Annotated in this window: 9 protein-coding genes; 2 read left to right on the forward strand and 7 right to left on the reverse strand. The window is 46.6% G+C overall.

Annotated elements, in window-relative coordinates:
• Nucleotides 1–5 precede the first annotated feature (5 nt).
• The 4 genes from ACYVD4_RS16900 to ACYVD4_RS16915 form a co-directional block, all read right to left on the reverse strand.
• Complete coding sequence (locus ACYVD4_RS16900; RefSeq protein WP_460948606.1) at nt 6–1,016, reverse strand: cation diffusion facilitator family transporter; 1,011 nt, start codon at nt 1,014–1,016, stop codon at nt 6–8.
• 172 nt (nt 1,017–1,188) lie between these two features.
• Nucleotides 1,189–3,345: a glycoside hydrolase family 31 protein gene (locus ACYVD4_RS16905; protein WP_460947770.1), complete on the reverse strand. Its 2,157-nt coding sequence runs from the start codon at nt 3,343–3,345 to the stop codon at nt 1,189–1,191.
• 108 nt (nt 3,346–3,453) lie between these two features.
• Nucleotides 3,454–5,274 carry a M61 family metallopeptidase gene (locus ACYVD4_RS16910; RefSeq protein WP_460947772.1) on the reverse strand — a complete coding sequence of 607 codons (1,821 nt, stop codon included), beginning with the start codon at nt 5,272–5,274 and terminating at the stop codon, nt 3,454–3,456.
• Between the two features lie 111 nt (nt 5,275–5,385).
• Nucleotides 5,386–6,945: a M28 family metallopeptidase gene (locus ACYVD4_RS16915; RefSeq protein WP_460947774.1), complete on the reverse strand. Its 1,560-nt coding sequence runs from the start codon at nt 6,943–6,945 to the stop codon at nt 5,386–5,388.
• A gap of 207 nt (nt 6,946–7,152) precedes the next feature.
• Here ACYVD4_RS16915 and ACYVD4_RS16920 point away from each other — a divergent pair, with 207 nt between their 5' ends.
• Together ACYVD4_RS16920 and ACYVD4_RS16925 are read left to right on the forward strand one after the other, a co-directional pair.
• The gene (locus ACYVD4_RS16920) at nt 7,153–7,755 is read left to right on the forward strand and encodes an NUDIX domain-containing protein (RefSeq protein ID WP_460947776.1); all 603 of its coding nucleotides are present in this window, start codon (nt 7,153–7,155) and stop codon (nt 7,753–7,755) included.
• Nucleotides 7,756–7,875: 120 nt separating this feature from the next.
• On the forward strand, nt 7,876–8,514 hold the full coding sequence (locus ACYVD4_RS16925) for a LysE family translocator (RefSeq protein WP_460947779.1): 639 nt from the start codon (nt 7,876–7,878) through the stop codon (nt 8,512–8,514).
• Nucleotides 8,515–8,570: 56 nt separating this feature from the next.
• Here the strand turns inward: ACYVD4_RS16925 and ACYVD4_RS16930 are convergent, their stop codons facing one another.
• From ACYVD4_RS16930 to ACYVD4_RS16940, 3 genes are all read right to left on the reverse strand, one after another.
• Nucleotides 8,571–10,115: a GH3 family acyl-acid amido synthetase gene (locus tag ACYVD4_RS16930; RefSeq protein ID WP_460947781.1), complete on the reverse strand. Its 1,545-nt coding sequence runs from the start codon at nt 10,113–10,115 to the stop codon at nt 8,571–8,573.
• Between the two features lie 106 nt (nt 10,116–10,221).
• The gene (surE, locus tag ACYVD4_RS16935) at nt 10,222–10,998 is read right to left on the reverse strand and encodes a 5'/3'-nucleotidase SurE (RefSeq protein WP_460947783.1); all 777 of its coding nucleotides are present in this window, start codon (nt 10,996–10,998) and stop codon (nt 10,222–10,224) included.
• 160 nt (nt 10,999–11,158) lie between these two features.
• Entirely contained in the window at nt 11,159–12,004 is an 846-nt protein-coding gene (locus ACYVD4_RS16940; RefSeq protein WP_460947785.1) for an AraC family transcriptional regulator, read from the reverse strand.
• Nucleotides 12,005–12,084: the final 80 nt, after the last annotated feature.

Here is a 12,084-nt window from a genome sequence, read left to right on the forward strand (position 1 = left end):
GAAACTTAATCCGTAATAGGCAGGGTGAGGGGCACAAAATGCTTTTGATTGAGGGGCAAATTTTCTGCCGTCCATTCTACGTCTTGTACAAAAGCAAAAGCACGTACTGGGCAGTTCACTACCCGACAATAGTGACAACACTCTTTCTGACAGGGGTCGGTATGTACAAAAATCTCAACTTCTCCTTGGTTACCATCTTTCAATGTGTCCTCAAAGTGATGCACTTCATCATGAACCTGATGCAATTCCCAGTAATACGGCAAGGTAAGATGGCAGTCGATATGAAGGTCGGCCCCATATTTCTGAACCCGTAAATTATGGACATCAATCCAATTATTGTCTTTGTGGGAATTCAATTGGTCAACAACCCGATGAAGTGTCGGAATATCGGTTTCATCCATTAACCGAGCAACCGACTGACGTGTAATTGTAGAGCCATTGTATATAATCACGACGGCCAGCACTAACGATAATGCACTATCGATCCACAACTGGCCAGTCAGCCATACCAACGCCACACCAATCATAACCACTACACTACTGAACGTATCGGTCAGGAGGTGTTTTCCATCGGCAGTAAGCGCGGCAGAATCGGTTGCTCGTCCTGTTCGAATGAGCATCCAGCCGACAAATGCATTGGCCAAAGCCGTTACCGCTACCAACACTAGCCCCCAATCAAGATTGCTTAATACCTTTGGCTCGAAAAAACTCAGAATAGCCTGCCAGATAATAACCAGACCAGCCGATAAAATCATCGCCCCTTCAAAACCGGATGAAAGGAACTCAATTTTACCGTGACCATACGGATGGTTCTGGTCGGCGGGTTGCCCAGCGAGATAGATACTGTAAAAGGCAAATCCGCTAGCTATTACGTTCACAATCGATTCAACGGCATCGGTCAGAATTGCCGTTGAATACGTTAAAAAGTACGCTGTGAATTTGAGAATCAGCAGGACAATACTCAGCCCCAGCGAGATACCCATCCAGCGATATTTAGTTTGTTGATTGGCACTCATCGAAGCCTGATGAAATCGTGTTTGGTAGTGCAAAGATAAAGATTTCAGCAGGGATTTACGGCCTTGTTTCCATTCAACGGAGATAAATCAGATAGGCTCAAAGCATCAACAGAAGCGTTTCATTACGTGGTTAATTTTTAACAAATCAACAATTTATACTATCCTACTGGACTTATGGAGTCATAAATACCCAGTCAACAGTAGTATAGTGAAAGCCCGTATTCTTAGTAGGATTCCATGATCCAAGTAACGTACCGTTTTTATTTCTTTTCACCTCAAGCCGCGTCCAGGTATACGTACCGTTTTCGTAATCAAACGTCTCTCCATCATCGTCATATAGAGACCATTCTGCTTCTTTTTTCCCGTACAAACGTACCGTCAACGGTAATTTCTGATCTTTAGTTGGTGTATGAACAACAGGCGCAATCATCGGAATGATGCCACCTTCCTTCACAAATAATGGGATTTTGGCGAGTCCGGGAGTGATTTCAATAATTTCAGCTTCTCCAGCTAGTTTCCCCGTGTAGAAATCGTACCATTTGCCAGCGGGCAATACCACTTTGCGCATTTTTTCACCGGCAAACAGCGGTGCTACCAGCAGGAAATCCCCAACCATAAACTGATCGTTCAAATCTTTCCGAGTAGCCATTGCATACGGATTATCGATCGAATTTAATTGACCATTCACGGCCTCATTATTAAACGTAAAGCCATCGACTAGTTGCATCGCCCGAATCGGTGGTTTTCCCTCGAAGTGATATTGTGCGAACGTAGTGTACAGATACGGCAGGAGTTGCATACGTAGCAGCATGACGTCTTTTACCTCCTGTGCTACGTCCGGAAACGTCCAGGGTTTTGTTCCGTCGGCCCAGGCATTGAGCATGGCCATCGGCGAAAAACAAACGGTTTGCATACGCCGAAGCCATTCTTCCGATGTTTTCGACGAGCGTGCTTCTGGAGTCCATAATACACCAATAAAACTGCTACTACAGAGCGCCGTAATGAAATCGCGGTGATCGTAATAGTCGTTATAAATGACGTAAGGCATGGCCGATGCACCAGCGTTTGAACCACGTACTAGTCCATACGTCCGACGATTTTGCTGCCGAAACCAGCCATCGGTCATTTTCTGAAATTGCAACCCATAAATTTGGCGCATCTGTTCAGCATTAATCCCTGACGGAAAAGTTGTTACGTCGGGCCAGAGCCAGTTATCATAACCGTCGACCTCATCGACTTTATAGCCCGAAATACCATTTGCGAGATGCTGTTTCGTAAATAAATCTTGATACAGATCTCTAGCCTTTGCCATCGTAAAATCCGGCACACGCCCCACCCAAACCATGTGCGAAGCCGTAAACGGTAATACGTCTCTGAAAATAGGCGAGTGCGACGATACGTATGGATTCATCCACAGATTGGCCCGAATATTTTTCGCCAGTAATTCATCGAGAAACTGTTTTGGTTTTGGAAATCGGGTGCTATCCCAGACAAAGCTGTTCGGGTAGGAATGCGATTGCCAACCCGGCTCCAACCCCACGAAACTGAGTGGGTATCCTTTCATCTCAAAATCAGCTACTTCCTGCAAAATTTTTCCATCAGAAAACAAGGTTGGTGTTCTATGTGTAAAGCCCAGTCCCCACTTGGGCGGCAACGTACCACCGCCACAATATAGATTATACCGCTGTACTACGTCCATTGGATTGGTACCAGCAAACACATACACTTCGGTTCCTGCCGCAGGCACAAGTACTTCCACCGCATCGGAGTAGGGTTGGGCGCTCCAGTCGCGCTGGGTGTTACGATCTTTTTCCGGTGGTACGTCTTTACCGTCGGCTCGAACACCCGTTCCGGCATAGACGGTAATGTAGCGGGCGGAGTTAATCAGAACTCCATAACCAAGACTCGATACGTAGAACGGGACGGGTGCATGTGTACGACCATTGTCTTTACCGTTGTAATGATCGACGTGCAGCATTTTAATAGTTCCACGTTGCTGTACCGATTTGAAATTCAAGCCTAAGCCAAATAGTTGCTCACCTTTTTTAAGTGGAAATCGCAGGTATGTTTTCCCATCGGTATGTCGAAATACGCTTTCAGCCAGCGCGTTTGGAAAGGGTTTTTCGCCTAATTTTTTCAGGCCATCCAGACGAGGAGTTATGCCTGCAATCGACAAAGGGGTTATAGTTTCGGGTACACCTGCGGCACTTTTCCAGACACCTGGCGCGACCTGTTCCCAACGAAAGTTTGACTCCTGTGCAAAAAGTGAAGAATTTGGAGCCAATACGGTTGCCCAAATAATTAGGCAGTAGATGATAAACGTCTTCATTTCGGCGGGTCAGCTTTCTGATAAAACAGTACTACGTAATACGGTTACGTTACTCCTGTTTTATCTGAAAGCTATTTTTCCCCCGATTTAACCATCCACCTGATAACTTTAGTTAACAGCCTTCGCATTTAGCCACTTATCGCGAAAAGCCTGCATGGTGGGCGTAACTGATTGACCTGCTTTTTCGGCCAGCTCAACCAGAATCGCGGGATTTTCGATTAACATAACAGACGCAGTTTTAGCCTCACCTCGGTGCAGATAAGCTACGTCAATTGTTTCACCGGGTTTACGTTGATTCAAAACCGACGTAACGTCAGCCGATTTGGCAACAGTTTGGCCACCAATAGACGTAATAACGTCATCAATATCGATTCCGGCTTTGTAAAACGGTGTATCCCGAACCGTACTGACACTCAACATCGGCCCTTTCTCGGACTCGGTGTATCGAATATTACCCACCCAAGCTTTGCCTTCCTGCGCTTTTTTAATGGTTAAACCAGCTTTTGCCAGCAACGTAGTATAATCAATTGGTTCGTGTCCGTATATATATTTACTGAAAAAAGAACGGGCATAATCGGGCGTTGTTACCTGCGCCAAAACCGTCTGCAACCCATCGACCGTATAGGGCTGTTCGGTTTTACCAAAACGCTGCCAGACAGCCTGCATGTACGTATCGAGCGATAAATTCCGTTGCCGTAACTCCAGATCGAGCGCCAGCGCAACGGCGGCCCCATACGTATAATACGAAGTGAACATGTTGGCGTAATTCGACCGATCAATTGAAACACCGGCATCCACAAAAACAGCATGGCAACTGGCGTCGATTGGCGAGTAATACGTACCGCCGGGCGTCAGTTGCTTGCCCGATACAATGCTAGTCAGAATGCGTGTGTAGTCTTCAACAGGCGTAAGTCCGGCACGCACCAGCAATAATTCTCCGTAATACTGGGTAAATCCTTCGGCAAACCAGAGCTCGTAACTCATGTTGCTTTTCTCGAAATTGAACGGCTCCAGCGTTTTGGGGCGGATACGTTCTACATTCCAGGAGTGAAAAAATTCGTGGGCAAATACGCCCAGTACACGTTCTGTTCCAGTAAACGCAATTGGCACCGCAATCATCGTTGAATTTCGATGCTCCATACCATCGCCCCGAACGTAGGGATTCAGGCTTGCCAGAAACGTATACGTACCGTAGTCGTACTTGGGAAATTCACCGTAAACGGCTTTCGCCTGATCAACAATTCGGGTGATTTTCTTCGCAAAACCATCTGCTGTCGAATCAGGAACAGCAGCTTCCAGCGCCACCCGAAACGTCAATGGCTTCCCATCACTATTGCTACGTTGCCACTCTTTGACATTGAGTTTACCAATCTTTATGGGCGAATCCATGAAATATTGCAGATGGGGGGCCGTAAACGTAAAGCGATCACCAGTCGAAACGAGTTGCGTTGCTACTACGCCCATATTTTCGCCCGGTACGTTGAATTTCACTTCTATCGGACGTTGCTCCAATCCCTTGACCCACATAAACGTAGCGGGTATATTCAGATGGATACTTTGCGGATCGATGCCCATATACGTACCATCGGGGTAATTTCCGAAAATTGTATACGTGAGTTTTATCGTTCCTTTGTGCGTCGGAACGGTATACACATCGCCATCGGTTCGGGTAATAACAAGCGGCTGATTCTGCTCATCCGTTGCCACTACGTTGTAGACATTTTTACCAAACTCATGCGTAGCGTAACGCCCCGGCGACGAACGGCTCATCCGAAAAATAGCCGTCTGTTTAGGCAATTGCGTAACCGTCAGGCTGATCTGCGCTTCGTGGTGAATGGCGTTTGGAAATGAAACCTCATATCGAATAGGTTGTGCCTGACTAAACCGAAAGAGTAGCAGAAAGAGAAAAATAAGGCCAGTAAATTTCATGTTGAAAGATTCGCTCTTGAATGACAGGTTAAAAATAATTCAGGCTGCTACGTTCCCGTAAATCGTTACGTATCGTATCAGCCTGAATTATTTGATGATACTACGTAGCTATTACCGTGCAGCCTGAGCAACAGGGGCTTTACGAGGAAGTTTTTGATCGCGCATTGCCGCGTTATATACAAATCCAGCCACTACGGTTGCTGCCTGTTTCAGATCGTCGGGTTGCAGATGGTCGTAGGTATCCATGTTGGTATGGTGTGTGCGGGTGCTGTATTCAATCGGGTCCTGAATAAACTGAAATCCGGCCAGTCCAACCCGGTCGAACGAAAGGTGGTCGGTGCCACCCGTATTTTTAGGCGTAATGGTGGTAGCACCCAACTCATTAAACGGCTTTAGCCACTGTGAGAAAATTGGGCCAACGGCCTGATTACCCTGCAGATAAACGCCCCGAACTTTACCAGTTCCGTTATCGAGGTTAAAATAAGCGGCAATGTTATCGCCTTCTTTTGTCAGCTTGTTCGATGCATCAACAAGGTGATTATTTACGTAATTTTTAGAACCGTGCAATCCCTGTTCTTCACCACTCCAGAGTGCAATCCGAATGGTACGTCGCGGGCTAATGCCAATCGTTTTCAGGATTCGAACGGCCTCCATCATCACTGCACTTCCAGCGGCATTGTCAGTAGCGCCAGTTGCGGCATGCCACGAATCGAAGTGAGCACCCAGCATCACGATTTCATCTTTCAGTTTTGGGTCAGTACCCGGTATTTCGGCCAGTACGTTATATCCTTTCGTATCGTCGGTAAAAAACTTTGTTTTTACGTCGACGTCCAGCTTAACGGGCACGCCCGCTTTCATGAGTCGGCAAAGGGTCAGGTAATCTTCAACAGCTATCGACAGATCGGCCAGATCGTCGGGTGTAGCACCGATTGCCGCGTTAGCGTAGTCGCCACTAACAAACAACGTACCGTCGATACTATTCTGGGTGGTGCTGAGCATCCCAATTGCGCCCTCCTGCTTGGCGAGTTTCCGCATTTTCTGGTTAAAAGCATTTTGGGTACGCATCGCCCGTATACGACTCCGGAACGTAGTATCGCCCTCGCTACGTTGGCTGGGTGGTGCTTCGTTAGCCATTTTCTGCAATTCTTCGTCGGTATATCGAGCCGCATCAGCTTTGAAAGTGGGCGGAATTTTATACGACTGATCGATCAGAATAACTTTGTTTTTAAGTTTACTCCGATAACTTTCCAGGGCTGTGGTATCAGTTGAACTAATGTACAGAATCTCAGCAGCCTGTAATTTATTGGTACTGCCACTCCAGGCTCTGGGCACCGCAATAATTGACTTGTAGTAAGGAGCCGTCATGGCCAGATAACAGCGTTCAACAGTCCAGCCTTTCCCCCATTCTCCCCACGGTTCCAGCCGCGCATTCTGCAAGCCCCATCCCGTCAATTTGTCTTTAGCCCAGTTCGCGGCTTTCATAAAACCGGGTCCCTGCAACCGGGGGCCACTTACATCGGTCAGGTAAAAAGCCGTTTCCATCACCTGCGATTTTTGTATTCCTTCGGTTTTAATTTTCTGGATAGTCGCCATATCCAGTTTCTCTTCCTGAGCATTGGCAAGCAGCGAGCCTCCCAGCAACAGGCTGGTTAAGAGTAGTTTGTTGTGCATGAAATTGGTTAGATTATGTACCAGTCCGAAGATAGCCGATTTAGCAGGAGCGACCAGTGATCCCAGCTATCTTTTAATTAAATTTCAATAGTGTCTTTTTTTTATACAATACGTAGCATATTAACAACTACCAGCGAAATAATAGTTATGCTACGTATTACCGAAAGCGGCTACCTTTGTCGCTGTAGAACAACCTTTTCGTTGTAGATGACTGATAGCTCTTCATCAAATAAGAATGTTTCGATTGAAACGTCTGATCATGTAAATGCAACCGATAATCCCTGGCAAACGCTAAATTCGTCGGTCAAATATGAAAATCCGTGGCTTTCACTTCGCCACGAAGACGTAGTAACACCAGCCGGTACACCGGGCATTTATGGTGTTGTTAGTTTTAAAAATAAAGCCGTTGGCGTAGTGCCTATCGATGCCGAGGGTAATACGTATCTGGTTGGTCAATACCGATACACACTGAACGAATATTCCTGGGAAATTCCGGAAGGTGGCTCCCCTATCGGCACAGAGCCGCTCGATTCTGCCAAGCGTGAATTGCAGGAAGAAACGGGCCTGATAGCCAGCAAGTGGACACAAATTGCCCGTATTCACACATCAAATTCGGCTACCGACGAAGAGGGCTTTCTCTACATTGCCGAAGACCTTGTTCAGGGCGAACGCGCCCCCGAAGAAACGGAAGAACTTCGTGTCTGGAAGCTTCCCTTAGCTGAAGCAGTTAATATGGCTATGACCAGCCAGATTACCGATGCGCTCAGCGTAAGTGCTTTGCTAATCGTTGCCCGATTACGGGGAATCTAACAGTTATAGCGTTTAACTAGTTGTACAGTTATAGTCCGATAGATAGGTAGCGAGTCTACACCTATTGCCGGAAAACAACTTTACGACTGTATAACCGTACAACTATACAATTTACAATCTGTGTTTTTACCAATTCTCTTCGGCTTTTTACTGGGCGTTGCCCTATGCCTTACGTTTGGAACAGTTTTTTTCGCCTTAATTCAAAATAGCGTCGATAACGGATTTCGCTCAGGGCTAAAAATGGTAATGGGTGTTATTGTCGGCGATATAATTTTCGTCATTGCCGCTCTGGTCGGCACCTCATTTATTCCTAAGATTCAGGGTTTTGAGAATCTGATGGCTATTGTTGGCGTGATCTTTCTTGTAGCCTTGGGATTGGTCAATATTCTAAAAGGAACGCCCCGTCTGGCGTACCCGAAAACCCGGTTTGGCAACTTCGTTTATTATTTCTCGACGGGCTTTTTCCTGAATGCGCTCAATCCGGTCAACTTCGTAGCCTGGGTGGCTATTGTAGCTTATATCCGGTCGCATTTACATTACACCGAAGCCCAGCAATATGCGTTTATGATCGCTTCGCTGGTTGGGGTTTTCGCCACCGAATCGGCTTTGGCTTACTACGCCAACCGGCTCAAGCGGCTATTTACACCCCGTGTTGTCAAAATTTTCAACCGCACCACAGGCGTTGTTTTCCTTATCGGAGCGGCTAATATCGCTTATAATCGTCTGCTGGAACCGCTCACTAAAGCGTTGAACTGGTAATTTTAAAGAGCGAATGAGTGAAAGAGCGCAAGTGTGACACACTTGCGCTCTTTCACTCATTCGCTCTTTAAAAACTTCTCCCACTCCTGAATCAATCCTTTTTTCAGTACGCGGGGAAATTTATGCTGCCCCCCCATCTTTCCTTTTGATTTCATCCAATCATAAAAGGTATTAGCGGGAAGAACAGTTACGGTAATGTTTTTCAGGGCGTGTCTACGTTCAACGGCGTAATCGTCGTTCAATTCTTTAAGCTTGTTGTCAAGTCGGTCGCGGAAGTCGGTCGCATCAACTTTGTCGTCGGTGCCAATGTACCAGTTATGGGCAAACAACGTATCATGTGCCACACCAGCTACCGTAAACTCACGTATCGAAACGCTCAGTTCATCTGAAACCATTTCAATGGCCTTGTTCATATTATCGACCGAGAGGTGTTCTCCGCAAAGGCTCAGAAAATGCTTGGTACGTCCGGTAATGACAATTTCAGCCTGACTTTTATTGACAAATCGAATGGTATCACCAATCAGATACCGCCACGCCCCCGAACAGGTCGACAGCAGCAGCGCGTATTCTTTACCTTCTTCTACCTGATCAATCATCAGGGTTTCCGGATTTTCGGTCAGTTCACCATCCGACGAGAAGTTTTTTTCGTTGAACGGAATAAATTCAAAAAATAGCCCGTTGTTCAACACTAGTTGCATTCCTTCGGCATTCGGATGCGTCTGATACGCAATAAAGCCTTCGGAAGCCAGATACGTCTCGATATATGTGATCGGATGCGCCAGCAACTTCTCGAAACCCGCCCGATACGGTTCAAACGATACGCCACCATGACAGAATACCATCAGATTAGGCCAGATATCGTGAATAGTTTTTACGTTGTAGCGGGCAATGATTTTTTCCATCAGCAACTGAATCCATGCCGGAACTCCCACTACGTAGCCAATGTCCCAGTTTGCTGCCTGTTCGGTAATTTCGTCAAGCTTTAATGCCCAATCACGTTCCTGCGCAATTTCTTTACCGGGCTTGTAAAATCGCTGAAACCAGAATGGAATCTGACTTGCCGTAATACCACTCAAATCACCTTCGAAATGGCCTTCGCGCACGCTGAGTTCGGTACTGCCCCCAAGCATCAGGTACCCTTTTTCGTAGAGCGTTGACGGTAGGTTCTGGTATTTGCCAAGCGTGAGTATCTGGCGAATACTTGTCCGCTGAATTGCCTTCGACATGGCCTTAGTGACCGGAATGTATTTCGAAGCCGCTTCGGACGTACCAGAGCTTAAGGCAAAATATTTCACCCGACCGGGCCACGTAACGTTACGTTCGTTGGCCAGTGTGCGTTTCCACCAGCCGTCGAACATCTTGTTATAATCATGAATAGGAACAAATTCTTTGTACTTTTCGTAGTATTCGCGCTCGGTGCCAAACTCGACGGCACGTAGCAAATCACCGAAACGATACGTTGTTCCAAAATCCGTAAACTGCGCTTTCTGAACCAGTTTACGAAAAGTTTTTCGTTGTTGACGTAGCGGATTTACTTTCCGCAAGCGAACGACATTCGTTAGTCGAATACCGTTTTTTAGCAAACTTCCTAAGAGAGCCATGCGTTGCTGTATAATATAGGATGTATGATATAGGATGTATGATATAGGATGTAAGCCCCCTTTGTCCATCATACATTATACATCCTATATCATACATCCTACATACTTAAAGTTTCCAGTTTTTCAATTCGTCCATCATGCTGTAGGCCGTCAGATCATACTGACAGGGCACAACCGATGTATAGTTGTTGGCCAGTGCGTACTCGTCGGTATCTTCGGCGTGGGTATCGAAATTGACAAAATCGCCAGCCAGCCAGAAATAACGACGGCCATGTGGGTCGCGCCGTTCATCGAATACTTCCTGCCATTTGGCATTAGCCTGCCGACAGATACGAATCCCCTGCAACGGTTCAGCACCACGCGCCGGAAAATTCACATTTAGGGCCGTACCGGGTTTGATGCCCTTCTCTAATACATTACGAGCAATGGACAGGATATGTTCGTGCGTATGCGAAAAATCAGGTTGCCGCGTGAAATCGTTCAGCGAAAAGCCAATCGCCGGAATACCTTCAATGGCAGCCTCAATAGCGGCAGACATCGTACCCGAATACAAAATACTGATTGCCGAATTACTGCCATGATTGATGCCACTGACCACCAAATCCGGAGCTCGATCTTTCAGTACGTGGTGTTTAGCCAGTTTCACACAATCGGCAGGCGTACCGGAGCATTCATAGGCGGGTACGTCGCCGTATAAATCGGTTGGATAAAGTCGGATTGGATTGGCAATTGTAATAGCGTGTCCCATACCCGACTGCGGGCTGTTGGGCGCTACAACAACTACCGTTCCGAGTTGTTTCATCAGTTCAACTAACGTCCGAATTCCGTAGGCTGTAATGCCATCGTCGTTCGTTACTAAAATCAGCGGTTTCTGGTCTGACATAAAACTAATCGATACGTTACTGGTCGATCGTTATCACTCAGTAGCCTTGTTTTTCCTGTAGACCACTGACTGGCGAGTTCCGACCTTTATCCTGCAATACTACGCAAATACGAACGAAGCGTAGATGAAATTTATGTTGAGGTCGATTCTATTGATACGTTCAGACGTAGTGTTTCTTTTTAAACTGAAGCGGATTTTCACCCGTAACACGCCGGAAAATCTTGTTGAAATACGATAGACTTTCGAAACCGCTGGCAAAGCAGGCTTCCGTTACGTTACTATCGAGCAGTAACAGTTGCTGCGCCTGATGAACACGATATTGATTCAGAAACTGCGTGAACGTCAGATGGGTCATCCGTTTGAAATAATGACAGAAAGCCGCTTTTGTCAGATTTGCTACGTCGGCAACTTCATCAATGGTAAGTTGTCGTTGGTAATTTTCTTCGATAAACTGATATACACGTCGAAGCCGCTGCTGTTCTTTCAGTTTGTACGTAGCACTGACGGGTTTTCCATGAAGAATGGTGCGTTCGGAACTTATCGCCAGTTGCTGAAAAATAGTCAGTAAGGTCATCAATCGCTCGAAAGGCGGCAGGTTGGGCAATGTTTCGAGTTGCTCACCGATACGTCGCTTGGTTTCGCCATGAAACGAAATGCCGGTTCGAGCCAGCTCAAACAGTTGCGCGATGGCCGCAAATTCAGGCGCTTTCCAAAGCTGATCGCCCAGAAACGATTCTTTCAGTTGAACAACTACTTTTCGATGGTCGGTTCGCACACCATAATCAAAATTCAGGTGCGGAATATTAGGGCCGATAAATACCAAGTCGCTGCCTTCGTACCGCGAAATATGATCGCCCACATGCCGGGTTCCGTTGGCTCCGGTTATGTATACAATCTCGTATTCGGGGTGGTAATGCCATAGAAAAACATCGCTCAGCCGGGGCGTTTCCAGGATATGAAACGAGCTGTTGGCATCGGGGCTTATTTCCTCAAACGCAATCTTCATACAAATTCATGAGATTCTAAAGGCGAACGTACTGAACGTAGCATTCAGGTAATATGAGTCACAAAATTTGTGCATTATTT

It is taken from the genome of Spirosoma daeguense (assembly GCF_054776875.1).

Coding starts and splice junctions, on each gene's coding strand:
- surE (WP_460947783.1), bottom strand. CDS start 10,998: ATGTCAGACCAGAAACCGCTGATTTTAGTAACGAACGACGATGGCATT.
- ACYVD4_RS16915 (WP_460947774.1), bottom strand. CDS start 6,945: ATGCACAACAAACTACTCTTAACCAGCCTGTTGCTGGGAGGCTCGCTG.
- ACYVD4_RS16900 (WP_460948606.1), bottom strand. CDS start 1,016: ATGAGTGCCAATCAACAAACTAAATATCGCTGGATGGGTATCTCGCTG.
- ACYVD4_RS16940 (WP_460947785.1), bottom strand. CDS start 12,004: ATGAAGATTGCGTTTGAGGAAATAAGCCCCGATGCCAACAGCTCGTTT.
- ACYVD4_RS16910 (WP_460947772.1), bottom strand. CDS start 5,274: ATGAAATTTACTGGCCTTATTTTTCTCTTTCTGCTACTCTTTCGGTTT.
- ACYVD4_RS16930 (WP_460947781.1), bottom strand. CDS start 10,115: ATGGCTCTCTTAGGAAGTTTGCTAAAAAACGGTATTCGACTAACGAAT.
- ACYVD4_RS16905 (WP_460947770.1), bottom strand. CDS start 3,345: ATGAAGACGTTTATCATCTACTGCCTAATTATTTGGGCAACCGTATTG.
- ACYVD4_RS16920 (WP_460947776.1), top strand. CDS start 7,153: ATGACTGATAGCTCTTCATCAAATAAGAATGTTTCGATTGAAACGTCT.